At 50.9% G+C, this 19,034-nt stretch carries 16 protein-coding genes and 1 tRNA gene; 13 read left to right on the top strand and 4 right to left on the bottom strand.

Features of this window, described 5'->3' with window-relative positions:
* Positions 1-14: 14 nt before the first annotated feature.
* From H2508_RS01750 to H2508_RS01775, 6 genes are all read left to right on the top strand, one after another.
* Entirely contained in the window at positions 15-2,588 is a 2,574-nt protein-coding gene (locus H2508_RS01750; protein WP_182168688.1) for a TonB-dependent receptor plug domain-containing protein, read from the top strand.
* A gap of 60 nt (positions 2,589-2,648) precedes the next feature.
* Positions 2,649-3,164, top strand: coding sequence for a nuclear transport factor 2 family protein (locus H2508_RS01755; RefSeq protein WP_182168689.1), 516 nt, complete (start codon positions 2,649-2,651; stop codon positions 3,162-3,164).
* 103 nt (positions 3,165-3,267) lie between these two features.
* Positions 3,268-4,152 (top strand): LOG family protein, encoded by an 885-nt coding sequence (locus tag H2508_RS01760; protein WP_328799281.1) that lies wholly within the window; start codon positions 3,268-3,270, stop codon positions 4,150-4,152.
* A 190-nt stretch (positions 4,153-4,342) separates the two neighbouring features.
* The gene (locus tag H2508_RS01765) at positions 4,343-7,864 is read left to right on the top strand and encodes an EAL domain-containing protein (RefSeq protein WP_182168691.1); all 3,522 of its coding nucleotides are present in this window, start codon (positions 4,343-4,345) and stop codon (positions 7,862-7,864) included.
* Positions 7,865-8,023: 159 nt separating this feature from the next.
* Positions 8,024-8,446, top strand: coding sequence for a thioredoxin TrxC (gene trxC / locus H2508_RS01770; protein ID WP_182168692.1), 423 nt, complete (start codon positions 8,024-8,026; stop codon positions 8,444-8,446).
* A 251-nt stretch (positions 8,447-8,697) separates the two neighbouring features.
* A complete protein-coding gene (locus H2508_RS01775; protein ID WP_235964683.1) occupies positions 8,698-10,071 on the top strand; it encodes an NAD(P)-binding domain-containing protein in 1,374 nt (457 codons plus the stop codon).
* Between the two features lie 157 nt (positions 10,072-10,228).
* Here the strand turns inward: H2508_RS01775 and H2508_RS01780 are convergent, their stop codons facing one another.
* Positions 10,229-10,660 carry a YeeE/YedE family protein gene (locus tag H2508_RS01780; RefSeq protein WP_182168694.1) on the bottom strand — a complete coding sequence of 144 codons (432 nt, stop codon included), beginning with the start codon at positions 10,658-10,660 and terminating at the stop codon, positions 10,229-10,231.
* Position 10,661: 1 nt separating this feature from the next.
* A complete protein-coding gene (locus H2508_RS01785) occupies positions 10,662-11,096 on the bottom strand; it encodes a YeeE/YedE family protein (RefSeq protein ID WP_182168695.1) in 435 nt (144 codons plus the stop codon).
* Positions 11,097-11,304: 208 nt separating this feature from the next.
* Between H2508_RS01785 and H2508_RS01790 the strand changes: the two genes are divergently transcribed.
* A complete protein-coding gene (locus tag H2508_RS01790) occupies positions 11,305-12,582 on the top strand; it encodes a flavohemoglobin expression-modulating QEGLA motif protein (RefSeq protein ID WP_182168696.1) in 1,278 nt (425 codons plus the stop codon).
* A gap of 43 nt (positions 12,583-12,625) precedes the next feature.
* Here the strand turns inward: H2508_RS01790 and H2508_RS01795 are convergent, their stop codons facing one another.
* Complete coding sequence (locus H2508_RS01795) at positions 12,626-13,045, bottom strand: HIT family protein (protein ID WP_182168697.1); 420 nt, start codon at positions 13,043-13,045, stop codon at positions 12,626-12,628.
* Between the two features lie 350 nt (positions 13,046-13,395).
* On the opposite strand from H2508_RS01795, the gene H2508_RS01800 reads away from it, so the two are divergent.
* The gene (locus H2508_RS01800; RefSeq protein WP_182168698.1) at positions 13,396-13,833 is read left to right on the top strand and encodes a hypothetical protein; all 438 of its coding nucleotides are present in this window, start codon (positions 13,396-13,398) and stop codon (positions 13,831-13,833) included.
* Positions 13,834-13,901: 68 nt separating this feature from the next.
* On the opposite strand, the gene H2508_RS01805 is transcribed toward H2508_RS01800, so the two are convergent.
* On the bottom strand, positions 13,902-14,972 hold the full coding sequence (locus tag H2508_RS01805) for a CNNM domain-containing protein (RefSeq protein ID WP_182168699.1): 1,071 nt from the start codon (positions 14,970-14,972) through the stop codon (positions 13,902-13,904).
* Between the two features lie 108 nt (positions 14,973-15,080).
* On the opposite strand from H2508_RS01805, the gene H2508_RS01810 reads away from it, so the two are divergent.
* From H2508_RS01810 to H2508_RS01830, 5 genes are all read left to right on the top strand, one after another.
* Entirely contained in the window at positions 15,081-15,497 is a 417-nt protein-coding gene (locus H2508_RS01810; RefSeq protein ID WP_182168700.1) for a hypothetical protein, read from the top strand.
* A gap of 133 nt (positions 15,498-15,630) precedes the next feature.
* A tRNA-Arg gene (locus tag H2508_RS01815) sits at positions 15,631-15,707 on the top strand.
* A gap of 361 nt (positions 15,708-16,068) precedes the next feature.
* Positions 16,069-16,671 carry an outer membrane protein gene (locus tag H2508_RS01820; RefSeq protein ID WP_182168701.1) on the top strand — a complete coding sequence of 201 codons (603 nt, stop codon included), beginning with the start codon at positions 16,069-16,071 and terminating at the stop codon, positions 16,669-16,671.
* A 103-nt stretch (positions 16,672-16,774) separates the two neighbouring features.
* Entirely contained in the window at positions 16,775-17,452 is a 678-nt protein-coding gene (locus H2508_RS01825; RefSeq protein WP_182168702.1) for a response regulator, read from the top strand.
* Positions 17,449-18,834, top strand: a complete 1,386-nt coding sequence (locus H2508_RS01830; protein ID WP_328799282.1) for an ATP-binding protein — start codon at positions 17,449-17,451, stop codon at positions 18,832-18,834. The genes H2508_RS01825 and H2508_RS01830 overlap by 4 nt, the downstream gene beginning before the upstream one ends.
* The last annotated feature ends 200 nt before the right edge of the window (positions 18,835-19,034 follow it).

Below are 19,034 nucleotides of genomic sequence, written 5' to 3' on the forward strand. Positions count from 1 at the left end.
CATGGAGAGACAAAATGAAAAGACCCAGAATTTCTTTCACCACCTCAACTGCACTCGCCCTTGCAGGATTTACCCTCCTGCCCATGGCACAGGCAGTTCAGGCGCAACAGGGCCCGGCCCTGGAAGAAGTGGTTGTTACCGGTAGCCACATTCGCCGCAAGAGCCAGTTTGATACACCTTCGCCCCTCTCGGTAGTCAGCCGTTCCGATATGATGGATCAGGGCGCCTCGACGGTTGTCGATGTGATCAAGAATCTCCCGGAGAACTCTGGGGCAGAGTTTCAGGTGGACAACCTGAACCAGCCACTGACCAGTGGTACTTCTAATATCAACCTGCGCAACCTCGGCTTGGGCTCAACCTTGGTGATGATCAATGGTCAGCGCCAAACCCTCAGTGCTGTGGCCGCAACCGACGGCAGCAGCTTTGTCGATACTAACTCACTGGTACCTTTTATTGCTTTAGAGCGCATCGAAGTCCTTAAGGACGGCGCCGCAGCGACCTATGGTTCCGATGCCGTGGCCGGGGTAGTGAACTTCTTAACCCGCGACGATTTTGAAGGCCTTGAAATTCAGGCTAAGTACCAGAGTGTCGATAGCGGTAGTCACTCAGACAGCGAGCTGGGTGTAATTTGGGGGGGTGGTAACGAGGCCACACACCTAGTGCTCGCCGCGAGCTATTTTGACCGCGATCCGCTGCAATCCAACGAACGCAAATTCACTGAAGGGACGGCGCTCTCTGGCCTTGGACAACCCGGTACCTTCCTGACTAGCCAAGGTTTTCAGGTCGATCCAGCCTGTGGCGTAACTGGCGGCTTCATCCGTTCCAATGGCTTCTGTGGCTTCGATTACTCGCCGTACTTTGATCTCAGTCCTGAAGAACAGCGCTGGCAGGTATTTGGCAAGGTCACTCATGACTTCAATGAAACCACAACGGGTAAGTTGGAAGTCTCTTACAGCGACACAGAAGTAGAAGTCATCGCTTCGCCCTCATTCCCTTTCGCGACCTTCTTCCCCACCGTGCCAGCGCATAACCCCGGTAACCTCTGGGGTGAAGATGTGCAATTCTTCGGTCGAGTTTTAGGTGCCGATGCCGGCCCTTCGCTTGCTGTCAACGAATATGAGACCACGCGTATAGCGGGCTCTTTGGATGGTAGCTTTAGCTCAGGTTGGTACTGGACTCTTAATGCCAGCTACAGTGAGCAGGAAGTTTTTTATGATAAGGGCGATGTACTAGAAGAGCGCGCAGTTGCGGCTCTGGAAGGTCGCGGCGGTCCCAACAACAATCAGTACTGGAACCCGCTTTACGATGCGAAAGATGATCCCGCGGTGATTGCCGACATGTTTGGCACCACCGGTCTGCGCGGTGAAACTAGCCTTTATACAGTAGACGCTATCGTTTCTGGCGACCTCATGGAGATCAGCTCAGGCACGGTACAGGCAGCCTTCGGTGTGCACTATCGCGATGAGGAGCTCTCTCACGATTGGAGTGATGACTTCAACAACAGGGCCTTCCTTAACTTGTTTGGTGGCCCTGATTACAGTGGCAGCCGAGATGTTTACGCGCTGTTCAGTGAATTCAATATTCCGCTGAGCGATACCTTAGAAATGCAGGCTTCTGCACGCTATGAAGATTACGGTTCCGGGTTGGACAGCTTAGATCCTAAGCTGGCTCTGTTGTGGCGCCCCAATGATCAGTGGTCGGTCCGCGGCAGTGTGGGTACGGCTTTCCGCGCGCCTTCATTGTTTCAGACTATCGCCACCCAGGCCACTCAGGCCAACATGTACGACCCCCTGACAGATAGCACGGTGTACCGCTCAGTACAGACTTTGGGTAACCCGAATCTGGAGCCAGAGGAAGCCGATGTCTTCAATACTGGTGTCACCTGGGAGCCTTCAGATGGCTTGGAATTCAGCCTAGACTACTGGTACTTCAAGTACGATGACTTGATCGTGAAGCAAATCCCTGACGTGGTCGTAGCTCAGGAAGCTGCTGATACGCTAGCTGGTCTAAGCGGCACTGATGCACAGCGCCGTGTGGTACGTGATCCAGCTAGTAACTTGATTACCTTTGTGAAGACTGACTTTATCAACGCTTCCTCGGCTGAGACCGATGGTTTGGATATGAGTTGGGCTTATCGCTTCTCACCACAGGACATGGGTAACTTCCGCTTTGGTGGTACTTGGAGCTGGATGAATCGCTATGACCTGCGCGAAGGCCCCAACTCCAAGAAGGTTGATGCTGTGGGCAGCCGCAATAAGCTGAACTTCGCCCGCTCAATGCCGGAGTGGCAGGGTAATATTAACCTCACTTGGATGCAGGGTTCACACAGCGCGGCAGCCTACCTGCGTTATACCGACAGCTATGTGGACGATGGCAACAACACTAAGATCGACAGCCACTCGACACTTGATTTACGCTATGCCTATGAGTTCGAAGAACTGGGCTCGGGTAGTGCGACGGTCGCAGTAGGTGCGGTTAACGTCACCGACGAACAGCCACCGACTGTGGTTGATTTGTTGGGTTACGATACTAAGGTCCACGACCCCCGTGGTCGTATGTTCTACTTGAACCTGAGCTATACTTTCTAAGCGGCGACTTAGATACAGGCGGGGCAGAGATGCCCCGCCTTTTTTTTGAGGAGAAACAAAATGTCAGAACATAGGATCGATGCTTTGGAGCGACGCCTACAGCGCGCTGAAGATGAGCTGGCCATACGTAATCTCGTGGCCAGATACGGAATGGCTGCTGACTGTGGCGATGTACAAAGCGCTTTGGAGTGCCATCTCCCGAATGCTGTTTATGTCGTTTCCGCCCCGCGCTCTGGCCGCGACAGTGATGCCCCAGATACTGATCTAGAAATGCATGGCCACCAGGCAATCAGCGATATGCTGAGCTCTGATATGCACCAGTCGCTGTTACCCGGCTGTGCCCATACCGTTGGTCCTTTGACGGTAGATGTCGACGGCGACAAGGCACGAGCGACCGGCTACTCTCGGCTCTATCACAATAATGCTGGGCGGCCTGAGTTGATGCGTTTAGGGATCAATGAGTGGCAGCTGAGCCGCCAAGATGGTCGCTGGTACATTGCCAAACGTACTTCGCGTCTCTTATCTGAGGATGCTGCTGCAGAGCTTTTGCAGCGCGCTGCTTGGGAGTGGGGCTAAGATTTATCGAGATACTTCACAGGCTGATCTTTCAGATCACATCCTGCATGCCTTACAGTATTAGTCGATGGTAAACAGTCCGAGTAAAAAAGGAGCTGCTTCGGTGAGTGAGCTACAAAACTCTGAGCATGATCGCGATGCCTTAAGACGTGCGATTAAAGACAGCGATTCCTATCGCCTAGCACATCAGGACCTCGACTTTTTGTCGAGCGAGGACCTTCGTGGCTTACGTCTGCACTTAGAGCTGCTTAAACCAGAAGCTGAGCTGCGTCGGCAGGGGATCAGTTCAACTGTGGTCGTTTTTGGAAGTGCTCGAGTTATTGCTCCAGAGCGGGCGCAGAGTGAACTGGCTGAGCTGGAGGCAGAGATTGCCAGCGCCCCCTGTGGTGATGCCGAGAAAAATATTGAAGCCAAAAACATAGCTAGACGCCGGCTGGCGCAGGCTCGCTATTATGACGAGGCTCAGCGCTTCGCTTCTTTGATTTCTTGCCGCTTTCAAAAAGAGGGGCGCAACGATTTTGTTGTTGTCACTGGCGGTGGCCCCGGCATTATGGAGGCGGCCAATCGGGGGGCCTTTGAAGCGGGTGCCCGCTCGATAGGTTTAAATATTACTCTGCCATTTGAGCAGGAACCTAATCCTTATATTAGTCCTGAGTTGGCTTTTCAGTTTCATTATTTCGCGCTGCGAAAAATGCACTTCTTACTCCGAGCACGAGCGCTGGTGGCCTTTCCAGGAGGCTACGGAACCCTCGATGAGCTCTTTGATGTATTGACCTTGATACAGACTGGCAAGATGACGCCAATCCCGATTGTGTTGGTGGGAAGTGAATTCTGGACACGGGTCGTTGATTTCGACTATTTGGTAGAAGAGGGTTTTATCAACTCAGAAGATGCACAGCTCTTTAGCCGTGTCGATACGGCGGAGGATGCTATGGCCATTTTAGAAGATTTTTATGCCAGCTCCACCAATGGCACTAAAGACCAATAAGCTTTTACCGCCTGAGGCCTCAGAGGATATCCATTGCCGAGCTCAGGCTGGCACTCATAGCGCTTGTTCTAAATTGATAACTTATCAGCTTTAAGCATAACTATCGGCAGCGCACTACTACGAGATTTAGATGGGCATTCCTGTCGAGCCGAGAGAAGTTTGACTGTAACATACTGGTTAAGAACTCTTAATGAGTAAAGAGACATCAGCTATGGCACCTGCGTCTTACCTTCATATCCCATATTGGCTTTGGTTGGTCGCAGTGCTGGGTGTTGCACTGTCACTGGCTGCGGCTGATCGGGCTAGGAATGCTGCTGAGGCAGAAGCCAATCAAGAGCTAGCCTATACTGCGAGCCAAGTAACACTGCGCATTGAAGAGCGACTCGATGCCTATGCCCTGATATTGCGTGGTGCAGCAGCCTTTTGGAGCGCCTCAGATCAGGTTGAGCGTAATGACTGGTATGACTATGTTGGGCATTTGCAGGGGCCGCATCATCTTATAGATGTTGAGGGAATTGGCTTTGCCCTGCATGTACCGCAAGAGCGCCTTGCAGCACATCTTCAAGCAATACGAGAAGAAGGTTTTGACGATTATACAGTTCAGCCTGCTGGTATTCGCTCTAGCTATGCGCTAGTCCATTACTTGGAGCCTTTTAAGGGGCCTAACCGCTACGTATTAGGCTACGATATGTTTTCCGAGCCAGTTCGCCGTGCCGCCATGGAGCAGGCTCGTGATACAGGGCAGGCAGCACTAACGGCTAAGCTCCAATTGGTGACAGAGAGCAGTGCTGATAGTCAGCCCGCTGCATTGATGTATGTGCCGGTTTATCATCGTTCCATGCCCTTAAATAGCATTGCCGATCGCCGCGCTGCGTTACTTGGCTGGGCTTATATGCCTTATCGTATGCGCGACTTGGTGGGTGGTATTCTGCGTGAGTATGACTGGAGTAAGGACTCCGCCATCAGTCTACACATCTATGACGGTCCTGAGGCCAGAGCAGATAAACTGCTTTTTTACAACACTGCATTGGATGATGAGCTCGCCAGTTCCTCGCAATGGCGGCAGATAGATTTTAGAGGCCGCAACTGGTTGTTCGGCTTTAACTACCGTGATCCGCATGCCGTACTGGACCAGACCGAAGCCTGGTTAATCTTGTTCGGCGGTCTAATCCTGACCTTTTTACTCTGTGCTCTGATTGCCTCCTTGCAGGGTACGCGAGTCCGTGCTCAGCGGATGAGTGAAGAGTTAAGTGAAACTATTCAGCAACGTGAGATACAGCTTGAGAAGGCTATTACCCGTTTGCAGACTATTGCCAGTCGCATTCCTGGAATGGTCTATGAGTTTCGTCTCGAAGCCAATGGTCATATGAGCTTTCCTTTCGCTAGCGAAGGAATAAGCCATGTCTACGGTGGCACTCCAGAAACTGTGCGTCATGATGCGACACCTGCCTTCTCTGTGATCCATCCCGATGACTTAAAAGAGCTGAAGCAGTCGATACTGCAATCGAGTAAGGACCTCAGTCCTTGGCGCCATGAGTATCGAGTTAGCCTGCCTAGTATTGAACAAGATAGATGGTTGTTTGGCGATGCTTTGCCACATCGAGATCAGGAGGGTGGGGTCACGTGGTACGGTGTCATTATAGATATCACCGAGCGTAAAGAGGCTGAGTTTGCGCTTCGTGCTGCCCACACTGAGGCGCAGCGCTTTCGTACCGCCCTCGATCATGTTGCGGCAATTATCTACATCAAAGATAAAGATCTCCGTTATACCTACGCTAATCGCGCAGCTCTTGAAAACGTAGACTTTGATGCTGAGTCAATAATCGGTCGTGTAGATAAGGATCTCTTCCCCAAAGATACCGCCGATCGCTTATCTGCGATTGACCGTCGGGTGATTACCGGCCAGCACAACACTGAGGAAGTGGTGATTCGCGATAGCGATGGCAATCGACGAGTCTATTTAGAACTTAAAACGCCCATGCGAGATAACGCCGGTGAAATTGTTGGTATTTTGGGAATCTCTAGTGAGATTACTCAGCTCAAAGAGCACGACCGGCAATTGGAGTATTTGGCTCATTATGACGCCCTAACTGAGTTACCCAACCGTGTGTTTTTTGCTGAACGACTCGAGCAAGCCATGCTTCATGAAGACCGCTATGGCGGGCGGCTTGCAGTAGTTTATTTAGATCTTGATAACTTCAAAGAGATCAATGACCGCTACGGGCATGAGGCGGGCGATCACTTGCTGATAACATTGGCCCACCGGCTGCGTCAGGTAACCAGAGAAACTGATACCTTGGCCCGTTTGGGTGGTGATGAGTTCGTGGCAGTACTGGTAGGTCAACATACTCTAGAGGAGGCCGAGCCTATGCTGCGTCGTCTGCTTAGAGTGGCGGCGCAACCGGTATCCTATGAGGGCAACTTACTTAAGGTCAGCGCCAGTATAGGTGTCACTTTTTACCCTCAAGATGAGCCCTTAGAAGCTGACCAATTGCTGCGCCAGGCCGATCAGGCGATGTATCAAGCTAAGTTGGCTGGCAAAGGGCGCTTTCAGCTTTTTGACCCTGAGCATGACCGCTCCATGCGCAGCCTTCACAGGGAGCTTGATCGAGTCGAACAGGGCTTAGATAAGAGCGAGTTTTTTCTCCTCTATCAGCCTAAGGTGAATATGCGCAGTGGCGAGCTTATTGGCGCCGAGGCATTGTTGCGCTGGCAACACCCTGAGCTTGGACTACTTCTCCCTGGGCAGTACCTGCCATTTATAGAGGGACATAGTCTCATGGAGACCTTGGGTGATTGGGTGCTGCGAGAAGCTTTGGCTCAAGCCGCCAAATGGCATCAAGCAGGTCTAGAGATACCCGTGAGCGTTAACATTAGTGCAAGACAACTGCATCAGTTGGATCTGGCTGGGCGCATCGAGGAGCTGTTAAAGCTCTATCCCGAGCTTCCATCAGGCCGTCTTGAATTAGAAGTTTTGGAGACCGGTGCCCTAGAGGATTTAGCCTTAGTGACTGACTTGCTCAACACTTGTGTCCGCATGGGTGTAAGTGTGTCCCTAGATGACTTTGGCACAGGCTACTCTTCACTCACTTATCTTAAGCGCTTGCCTGCGAGCACGGTTAAAGTTGATCAGAGCTTTGTGCAAGACGTGCTCGATGCACCTGAGGACTTCAAGATCCTGCTCGGTATTTTAGGCATGGCCCGTGCTTTTGAGCGACAAGTCATTGCTGAGGGTGTTGAAACCATAGAGCATGGCAAACTGCTGCTGCGCTTGGGCTGCGAATTTGGCCAAGGTTTTGGTATTGCCAAACCAATGCCGGCGGAGTCCTTGCCTGCGTGGTATCAAGAGTGGCGACCACCGCCATCCTGGGCAGAGCTAAGCCCAATACCCTCAAATCAAATGCCCCTAATAGCGGCTGCAGTGGAGCACGGGGCCTGGCGGCGCCAGCTAAAACGCGCTTTGCACAGTGGCGAACCCCACGAGTTCACTCTCTTAGAGTCGGCCCACTGTCGTTTTTGCGATTGGTTGCAGCGTCATAAAGAGCGAAATATCAGCGTTTTTGAGCAATTAATTAAAAAGCATAGCGAGTCGCACAAGCTTATTGATGAGCTAGTCAAAGAGCCAAGGACTGTTAATGATAGCTCTCGCCAGCAAGCGATCGAGGCTCTCTGTGATGGCTTAGATGAACATATTGAGAACTTGCTGGGCTGATTGCTCAGTAGTTGTTAAGCGCACACAATTGTTTATTCAAAGAACAGTCGCCCTCTTATGATCTGCTGGGATCTTAGAGCAGTGATCAAGCTTGCCGTATTCGTTCTGCTATTAACTAGAGTCTTATTTTGAAGTCGCTTTACCCAAGGAGTTTAGATAATGAAAATTGCTTGCCCCCATTGTTTGCAGCTAAACCAAGTGCCAGAGCAGCGCATTAATGAGCGACCAGCTTGCGGTAAGTGTAAAAAGGCTTTGTTCACCGGCAAGCCGATAGTTTTAAATAGTGACAATTTTTCAGCCATTGTCCATAAGTCAGAACTGCCGGTGGTGGTAGATTTTTGGGCGCCATGGTGTGGGCCTTGCCGAAGCTTTGCGCCAACTTTTGCTGAAGCGGCTAATTCCCTGGAGCCACAGCTGCGTTTTGCCAAGCTAGATACCGAGGACCAAGGACAATTGGCATCGCGCTTTAATATACGCTCAATCCCGACACTGGCTATTTTTAAAAATGGTAAAGAGCTTGCTAGGCAGTCTGGGGCAATGCCCAAGAAAATGCTCTATCAGTGGTTGCAGCAGCATTGCTAGGCCTAAAAGTTAACAGCCAGCGCCTTTATTTACCTTGAAGTTAACAAGCACTCATAGCTTCTATTGGCGGGGGTGCTGGCGTACAAAGTGGCACTTTTATTCCTGAATTTGGCATCGGGAATGAGCGTCTTTTTATTGCTTCAGATGACAGGTATTTCTACTCCCTTTAGCACTCGAAAAATAAAAACCCTTGAAAATCAATGACTAAGGCTATATGGTTGCGCGCATCTTTGGCCATAGAGGAGATTATTTTGTCTAGCAAAAGAGTTGCCATACTTGGTGCCGGGCCCAGTGGCTTGGCGCAATTAAGAGCTTTTGAAGCGGCTCGTCAGTCCGGTAGGGAAGACCTCCCAGAAATCATTTGTTACGAAAAACAAGCTGACATTGGCGGTATGTGGAATTACACATGGCGCACAGGTTTAGATAAAAACGGTGAGCCAGTCCACGGCAGTATGTACCGTTACCTTTGGTCAAACGGCCCCAAAGAGTGCCTAGAGTTCGCCGATTATTCTTTTGATGAACATTTCGGTCGCGCAATTCCTTCTTATCCGCCTAGGGCAGTACTCAAAGATTACATCATGGGGCGGATAGACCAGCAAGCCATTAAAAAATATATACGCTTCGAGTGCCCAGTGCGCTGGGTTGAGTATGACGACGATAGTAAAAAGTTTACCGTCACGGTTACCAACCATAAAACGAACACCCAAGAAGTAGAAGAGTTTGATTATGTAGTGGTCGCCACAGGACATTTCTCGACACCTAACATGCCGTTTTTTAAAGGTATCGATAAATTCCCTGGGCGAGTATTGCATGCCCATGACTTCCGGGACGCTTTGGAGTTTGAAAACAAAGATGTCTTGGTGGTTGGCTCAAGCTACTCTGCTGAAGACATTGCTTCCCAGTGTTTTAAATACGGCGCCCAATCGATCACCATCAGTTACCGCAGTCAGCCCATTGGCCACACTTGGCCAGAAGGAATGGAAGAGCGTCCCTTAGTTACCCACTTTGAAGGCAATATCGCGCATTTTAGTGATGGCAGTACTAAAGGGTTTGACGCTGTCATTATGTGCACCGGCTATCTTTTCCACTTCCCGTTCTTGCCCGATGAGCTGCGTTTAATTACTGAAAACTGCATGTACCCCAATAATTTGTATAAGGGCGTGCTATTCCAGCCTAATCCGCAATTAATCTATTTGGGTATGCACGATCAGTACTACACCTTCAACAAGCTCGATGTTCAGGCTTGGTATGCTCGCGATATTATCCTGGGAGATAAAGTCTTAGCAGATGCGAAAACGCGCCAAGCTGATATAAAAATCTGGCGGGATCGCCACGACAAACTGGACGGCTCAGATGAGCAAAACATCGACTTCCAAGCGGATTATATCCTCGATTTATTAGCGCTGATTGACTACCCAGATTTCCCTGTGAGAGAGCAGGCTGAACTGTTCAAGCAGTGGCTGCGTGATAAGCAGGAAAACATCATGGGATACCGGGAAAAAACTTATCCCTCTACCATCACTAACACCATGGCGACTGAGTTACCTAAGCCTTGGTTAGAGATTAAGGATGATTCCCTAGAGAGCTTTATGTCCCTGGATTTTGTGGAAGCTACTGTCGATTGATGCCTCTTGCTCAGCTAAGTGTTTGTCTAGGGGGGCTTAGCTGAGCGTAGTTTTTGCGTGGGCTTAAGCTGAGTACTTAATAGAGCGCGGAGTTCTACCTTGGCGGCAAAGGTGGCGCGTTAGGCAAATAAGCTTGCTGGCTTGTTGATTCCGGTTCCTAGGCTTTGCGGCCAGCTCGCTGTCGCTGCCACTCGAAAATACCCATACCGGCCGCCATTGATATGACAAAGACCAGGGCTTTTGCTTGGCCAGCTCCCAGAGCAACTATTGCCGGGCCTGGACAAAAGCCCGCTAAACCCCAACCGACCCCAAAGCCCAGACTGCCAATAATCAGTGCTGGGTCGATTTGGGTCGCCGTGGGTAGGCGCATAGGTTCTCCTAGCAAGCTGGTTTTTCGGCGGCCGGCCAGGGCAAAGGCAAACACCCCTACAGCGACCGCGCCTGCCATAACTAAGCCCAGGCTGGGGTCCCAGTCGCCGGTGATGTCGAGAAAGGCCAAGACTTTTTGTGGGTTCACCATGCCAGAGAGAATAATGCCAATGCTAAAAATTACCCCGACGATCAAAGCAGAAATATAGCGGTTTTTCATTTTAGACTCCTATCAGGTGGCGCATGGCCCAAACCGTAATAAAGCCAGTGGCCATAAAGCAGGCAGTGGCTAAGAGTGAGCGAGGCGAGAAACGTGAAACGCCGCATACCCCGTGGCCACTAGTGCAGCCAGAGCCTAGGCGCGTACTGTAGCCAACGAGGAGGCCCGCTAGGATAATCATTGGGTAGCCAGCGTCGATCCGAATGGCTGGCAGTCGGCCAAACATCTGCCATAGGAAAGGTGTTAACAGCAAGCCGCCGATAAAGGCAACACGCCATAATACATCGCCATCAGCAGGGCGTAGCAGTCCTCCCATAATGCCGCTGATGCCAGCCACGCGACCGTTCAATAAAATAAATAGTGCCGCGGCCAGCCCTATTAACACACCGCCAGCCAAAGCCGACCAAGGCGTGAAGGCTATCCAGTCAATGTTCATCTTATGTGCTCCTAATGCTCAGGTTGAGGCCTAGCGAGGCCAGTGAAAAGCTGTGGCGCTGATTTAGCGCTTTACTAGGTATTTGTACCCTAAAAAAGCGATAAATACAGCAGCTCACTGCGCTCTATACTGTAGTTTTGCAAGTTGCTGTCGCGGCCTTCATGCTGTGCTGACAATCAATACTCTTTAGATACAGGTGAACTGGTCCATGGCAGTAGCTTCTCGGGAGCTTGAACATTTAGCGCGCTGTGATGCGCAACTGGTCGATATTGTTAAAGATATTAAATTACTCAGTAGCTTGAGCTGGCCGCGAGAAGCGCGGGAGAGATTTTTAGCAGCCTGGGGGCGAGGTCAACCGCGCCTGCCTCAAGTGAGCTATGAAACACCTTCCCAGGCGGCGACAATTGCTCAGCTTGAGACATTAAAATCTCGTTTAGACAGTACCCATCCCATCGCGCGTTACCTGCGCTCGACGGCTCAGTCTTACCTGACAGCTGCGCGACTTTTGGAGTCGCTGGGTACACCTGAGATGACTGCCCACGCTATTGCACTGTATGGCAAACCGGGTGACTCTTTGGCGGGGGGGAAGGTAAATAATATTGATGCCGCCCAGCATTTTATTGCAGTGACCCGCGATTATGATCGAGTGCAGGGGATTCATGAGGCAGATTACAGTTTGTCTGCTGAAACACTACAAAAAGAGCTGTCATCGCGGATCACGCCATTTTTTGATCGGCACCAGGTGTCTGTGGTCATTGACCATGACTTGGCCTCCAAAGCAGCTGCTGGCGCTACCCGAATCCGCTTGCGCGGTGGGACAAGCTTTTCAGAGTACGATTTAAATCAATTATTGGAGCACGAAGCTTTTGTACACAGCCTGACTGCCCTTAATGGCCGAGAACAGCAGCATTTTAAAAGTTTTGGTTTGGGTGCGCCTCGTACCACAGCGACGCAAGAGGGCTTGGCAACATTTGCCGAGTTGGTTACTGGGGCGGTCGATATTAGCCGTATGCAGCGAATTGCCCTGCGCATTATTGGTATCGACAAAGCACTCAACGGCGCAGACTTTATTGAGGTGTTCCGTTTCTTTCTGGAGGCGGGGCAGACAGAAGTTGAGAGTTTTAACTCGTCGATGCGGGTATTTCGCGGTGCCCCTTTAAGCGGTGGGCACGCCTTTACTAAGGATACGGTGTACCTCCATGGTTTGATGGAGATACACACCTTTTTCCGCTGGGCACTACAACACCAAAAACTAACACTCTGCCGCTATCTCTTTGCTGGGCGTATGACAGTCAACGATGTGATTCGCTTAGCACCCTATTTCGATGAGGCTGTCATCACGCCGCCTTATTACCTGCCGCCGTGGATGAAAAAAACCAATGGTTTGGCGGCTTACCTAGCATTTTCAGTATTCGCCAACCGTATCCCCATTGAGGAGTTGGGCGAGGACTATGGCTTTGATGATGTGGCAGTTTTGGGTGGCTAGCAGCGCGCAGACCAAGCCCTCGAGAGAGCTTGGTTGCTGTTAGCTAGCGCAAACCGCAGTCTGCTTTCAGCGAGTCACGTAACTCCAGCAGCTCCTCATCTTCCCAGTCTTTTCCTGGGGGCAGGTTGCCCCATACTGGCTGCGGCCAGCAGGCGTCACCTTCACGTCGCCCTAAAAGGTGCAGGTGCATTTGTGGCACCTGGTTACCCAGTCCGGCGAAGTTAACCTTAGGGTAGTGCAGCTGCTGCTTTACAAATTGTGATAAGGCACGGCAATCGGCCATGACCTGATGTAGCGTGGCTGCGGGTAGATCCAGCAGGTCATTGCAGTTAGTTTCTGGCACTAAGATAAACCAGTGTAGCAGCGAGTTACGCGATAACAGCAGGGTGCCGGAGTCGAGACGGCCCAGTACATGGCAGTCACTGAGCAGTTGCGGATGGATAGACTGGTTGGGGGTACTCACAGTGGCTCCTAAAATAACGGCTTGAGTTAAGTGCACTAGTGTACCTGCAGTACAAGCAGGAGGTTAGCTCTAGAGAGCTGATTGATGCTAGCACTGTAATTCACATTGGCTGTTGAGCGCTGTGTTTAGCCTGAAGGATTTAGCTCTGGCATAAGGCAGCAGTCACCACTCATTGCCTGGGAGGAGAGAGCTTGGCTCTTAGGTCGCCTTTTAGGGGTGCTTTACTAGTGCCGCCTGCCTGTGTAGTCTTAATACTATCCGTACCCTGTGTGAGTCGTATAAGGGTACTGAAACATGCTATCGTTAGATGCAGACTTGAAAACACACAAAGAAAGAAATGGGGATACCTTATGAAATTACCGCAAATAGCCACAGCAGTATTCGCAGCAGCTGTCGTACTGACGACTCCAGCTTGCAGCAAGGATGATGTCGAAAAGACTAAGAGCTCTGTTTCAGAAGCGGCCGAAACCGTAAAGCAGAAAAGTAGCGAAGCTGTTGATGCCACCGGTGATGCGCTTGAAGGTGCTGGTGACACTGTATCAGATAAGTGGAACGACACTAAAGACGCCGCAGCTGATATGGCTGACGAAACTGGCGATGCTCTCAGAGGTGCCGGTGACGCTGTATCGGACAAGTGGAGCGATGCCAAAGACGCCATGGGCGACCTGAAAGATGACGCTGGTGACAAGCTTGAAGATGCCGGTGACGCTGTAGGGGATGCGGCAGATGATGCAGCTGACGCGACTAAAGATGCTGCTGAAAAAGCCAAGGCCAAGCTGAACAACTAAGGCTTTGTAGAGCAACACAAGAAGTAGCAAGGGCCGGGGTGTTTTAACACTCCGGCTTTTTTTGTACTTTACTCTGCCGGTGGCTGGGCTGCTTCTGTAGTGCCTAGGCCCATTTCCTTTGCTTTGCGTTTGGCAATACGTCTAGCTAAACGCTGTAAGTCGACGGTACTGTCTAGCTCGTCGACAATCTCCATGCCCAGTAGGGTTTCAAAGATATCTTCCATGGTGATGACGCCATCTACGCCACCGTATTCGTCTACCACCAACATCATGTGAGTGCTCTGTTCCAGCATCACCTCAAAAGCGCGCAATAGGTCGATAGCCCCAATTAGGGCCGGCAGTGGGCGACGGTATTGCTGCAGCGTCTTGTCTCTCTCGCCACGGACCTGGGCTGAGATTAAATCAGATCGTAGAACAAATCCGGTCACTTGGTCCTGATTGGCACCATAAACAGGTATGCGCGAGAAAGGTTCGTCTTCACAATCGCTAAAATAGCTGGCTACCTTAAGGTCCTCTGGCAGCGAAAAAAGTACTGGCCGCGGTGTCATGACATCTTTGACCCGCATATCGCGCAGCAGTAAGAGGTTGCGCAAAATGCGCGACTCATTGTTTTGCAGTTCGCCTTCCATTTCACCCAATTCGGCCATAACCGAAAACTCCTCGCGGCTGAGCCCGCGCAGAGGCTGACCTTTGGACAGGAGTCGAGTTAGTCCATTGGACATCATGACAAAGGGGTAGAGGAGAATAATCATCCAGTGCAGCATAAAAGACACTGGCGAAGCTAGCTTGCGCCAATAAAAAGCACCGAGGGTTTTAGGGATAATCTCCGAGAACACTAAGACTAAAAAGGTCAGTACCGCCGAGAAAACGCCGAGTAGATGGCTGCCAAACACGACACTGGCCTGGGCACCTGCGCCTGCAGCTCCGACGGTATGGGCGATGGTATTTAGTGTCAAAATAGCCGCCAGTGGGCGGTCGACATCTTGCTTGAGGCGTTTTAGGCGGGCTCCCGCAGGGTTGCCCTCCTGCTCTAGCAGGTGGGCGTAGGCGGTACTTATGCTTAGCAGCACGGCTTCTGCAACTGAACACAAAAAGGAGACGCCTAAAGCTAGACTGACATACAAAATTAATAAGGACATCGGGCTATTGTATACATCCTCAAGTCGGGCTGTAAGACTATAAAGGGCACACAGTGATGGCAATCTGCGTTACCATACTAAGGTCACTCAAATCTATGAGGGAGTATTGTGGACAATTTGCGCAATAAGCTAGGGATAGCAGCCTTATCACTGCTATTAGGTAGTGCCTGGTCATGGGCACAGCCTTTGGCTCACCAGTCAGATTGGATGGAGCTGGTTAAGGGCTATAAGGGTAAGCAGCTGGGGGCGGAATTACGCGATATCCAAGCAGAGGATGCCTTTGGTAGACAGGCGATCACCATTGCGATACCTAAATCAGCCATTGCTCACCCCGACACCATGGAAGAAGTGCGAGTAATAGGGCGACGCCCTGAAGCCATTGAGTTTGAGTTCCCTCTGGAGTTTAGCTATGAATGGGTAGCAGACTATGACAATGACTACTACGGCTTAGTGCTTCATTTGGGTAAAGATGCTCGTATTCCATTTCGTCTCTATATGGAATCGAGAACGGGCTTTACTAATTAGCAGGTCTAGTTTGCTCGCTTAAAGGCTCGCAATACCTGGCCATTTAAGGAGCGATAGAAATAAATCGCATTTTTAGTTGTAGAACGCTTGACTCCGTAAGGTCGCATAATTATAGTACGCCACCTCAAACAACGCGCCTGTAGCTCAGCTGGATAGAGTACCTGGCTACGAACCAGGCGGTCGCACGTTCGAATCGTGCCAGGCGCGCCATATCACACTGTTAAATCAGTGACTCAAAAGCCCTCCACAGTGAGGGCTTTTTTGTGCCACTTAATATCAGTGGCACTGCTACTTGAGCCCCATCCCCAGATATTATCTCCATGCGTCCTCGCTAGAACTGTGGGCTCTACACACTTATCGCGGTCCTGGCAGTCTGATAATGCAGGTATCAAGCATCAGTTATGCGCTAAAACCCTCACAAGGTCGGAGTTAAATGGCGTATCCGCAGTTCGTTCAGCTTAGGTTCAGCTAGAGTTCAGCTCAGGTTCAGTAGGCCTCAGTTACAGTGATTGTGAGTTTGGCGCGGGATAGCTACCGCGCTTACCACCAACTGATAATGGAGAGCTATTTAATGAGAACGATCTGCAAATATTTCGCAGTGGGAGCTGCCCTGAGTGTCGCTGCTTTTTCCACTCACGCCGCCGATAACTTTGTCGGTTTGACTTGGGGGGAAACGAGTAACAACATTCAAAGCTCTAGCTCACTGAAAAAAAACCATCCCAATGCACGTCTAGACCATGTCATTAGAAACGAAGGTACTTGGAATGTCCGTGCTGGTCAGCAAAGTGATCAGGGACGCTACTACCTGAGCTACCAGAATGTCTCTGGCAGCCACAATGCCTATAAGTTGCGACAGCAAAACCTGATGGCTAGCTATGATGTGTTTTTGCCCATTGCCGACCAGACCAAACTCTTTGGTGGGGCAAGTCTTGGTTTGACCAAGTTGGAACAGGAGTCCAGAGGCTACAGACGCGATAGCGACTTGGGCTATGCTGGCGGTTTGCAGCTGGGTATATTGCAACAGCTTGCGGACAATGTTTCACTTGAAGGTGGTTACCGCTATCTTCGCAGTAACGCTAAAACTAAGTTGGCTCCCCGTGGCATGAGAAAAGATGGTTCACTGAGATTGCATAGTAGTGAACAGTTCTATTTGGGTGTTAACTACAGTTTCTAAACTGAGCAGTCGATCCGCTTAGTAGAGCGTCGCAAGCCCATCCCTTTTGCGGTTGGGCTTGTATGCCTTAATTGAATCAATCTAACACTGCCTGGAGTATCTAATGAAACTGCTGTTGGTGGAAGACGATGCCCTACTGCGACATCATTTGTCTACCCGCCTTGGCGACTCCGGTCATATCGTTGATGCTGTTGAGAATGCTGAAAATGCGCTGTTTCAAAGCACAGAATATCACCACGACTTAGCAATCGTTGACCTGGGCCTGCCCGGCATGAGTGGATTAGACTTGATTCGCCAAATGCGTAGTCAGGGCAAAACCTTCCCTATCTTAATTCTCACCGCCCGGGGTAATTGGCAGGATAAAGTTGAGGGCTTAGCTGCCGGGGCTGATGATTACGTGGTTAAGCCTTTTCAGTTTGAGGAGCTGGAGGCTCGGCTCAACGCACTTTTGCGTCGTTCATCTGGCTTTGTGCAGCCCGCTATTAACGCAGGCCCCATACAGCTCGACCTGCTGCGCAAGCAGGCGCTAGCCAATGAACAGCCGCTGCACTTGACCGCCTATGAGTATCGTATTCTTGAGTATCTGATGCGCCACCATCAGCAGGTGGTCGCCAAGGAGCGCCTTATGGAGCAGTTGTATCCTGACGATGAAGAGCGGGATAGCAATGTGATTGAGGTGCTGGTGGGCCGTTTACGCCGTAAGATTGAGAGCGCCTGCGCTATGCAGCCGATTGAGACTGTAAGAGGGCAGGGTTACCTGTTTACTGAAGCTTGCCAGTGACCCCTTCATTACGCGTCCGTCTGATCTCCAGCGCTACCGGCCTGACCGTGTTGTTTATGCTGGTGCTGTTGCCCGTGCTGCAAAATGTTCTCACTCAAGCGCTGGAACAAATTACTGAGCAGCGTCTAGCTGCGGATGCCAACACCCTTATCTCAGCGGCGCAAATAGTCGATGGGCACTTGCAGATGCCAGCACAGTTGCCCGATGAAGAGTTCAACCTGCCCGGCGCGACCTTGCTTGGTTATATCTACGACAGTGCGGGTAAGTTGGTATGGCGATCTGGCTCCACTAGTGAAGTGGAAGCGGTTTATCACCCTCGTTACGATGGTGGGGTAACCGATTTTTTAAAGTTCACCGATAACAGCGGCGAGGAATATTATGTCTATGACGTCGAGCTGCATCTAAACGGTGATCACAGCATACCATTTAGCTTTATTACCATGTTGCCCAGCAGCGAGTTGCAGCCCTTGCTGCAGGCTATGCACAGGCAACTCTATCGCTGGTTAGGCGGTGGCATGCTGGTGTTGATATTTTTGTTGTGGCTTGGTCTGACTTGGGGCTTTCGCTCGCTTCGTGGACTGTCCCGAGAGCTAGATCAGGTTGAAAGTGGCGCAATTGAGAGTTTGAGTGATACGCATCCCCGCGAGCTATTGCGCCTGACCCGCTCCCTTAACCGTCTGCTGGCAAGCGAGCGGCGACAACGCGAACGCTACCGAGACTCACTCAGTGACCTAGCTCACAGCTTGAAGACGCCCTTAGCCGTTTTACAGAGTGTCGCAGAAAACATCAGACCAGTGCCGGCCAACAGCGAGCACGCTCGAGTGCTAGCCAGTCAGGTTGAGCGCATGAGTCAGCAAATTGATTATCAGCTGCAGCGAGCCAGTTTGCGTAAAAGTGGTCTCGTTCAACACCGAGTAAAGCTGCTTCCCCTGCTGGAGCTGCTTAGCGAGGCCCTAGATAAAGTGTACCTCGATAAGCAGGTGGTACTGCATAAGTCCTTTGACGATGATTTTTGGGTGCCTATGGAAAAAGCTGCGCTACTGGAGCTGTTGGGCAACCTGTTGGAAAATGCTTATCGACTTTGCCTGCGTGAGGTCCGTGTATCCGCGCGCTATCGCGCGAAAGTGTGCGAGTTGCTGGTTGAAGATGATGGCCCTGGAGTGCCCGCAGAGCAGCGCCAGCGAATTGTCCGCCGCGGCGAGCGCTTAGATACCCAGCACCCTGGGCATGGTATTGGCCTGTCCGTTGCTAAAGATATTATTGAAAGCTACGACGGTGAACTCAGCTTGCATGATTCTGAGCTTGGCGGTGCGGCATTTGTGGTCCAGCTGACTGTTGAAGGTCCTTTAAATAACTTAGCTAGCAAGGCATCCCCAGCCTGATACATTGCTGCTCAGCCATAGTCTTTCCTCTGTTTTAATATCTCCCGCCTGTTCTAGCGCCTTCTTTAGAGCCATTAGTGGGCCGTTTTTATATCACTAGCACATAAATGGGGCAGTTACTTCACTTGAAAAATAGCTGACTCTGTATTTAGATTGCCGGCGCTGCAGTAATTCGAGCTGCTGGATACTCATTTTAGCTG

The sequence above is a fragment of the Sediminihaliea albiluteola genome (genome assembly GCF_014077625.1).
Classification (GTDB): Bacteria; Pseudomonadota; Gammaproteobacteria; order Pseudomonadales; family Halieaceae; genus Sediminihaliea; species Sediminihaliea albiluteola.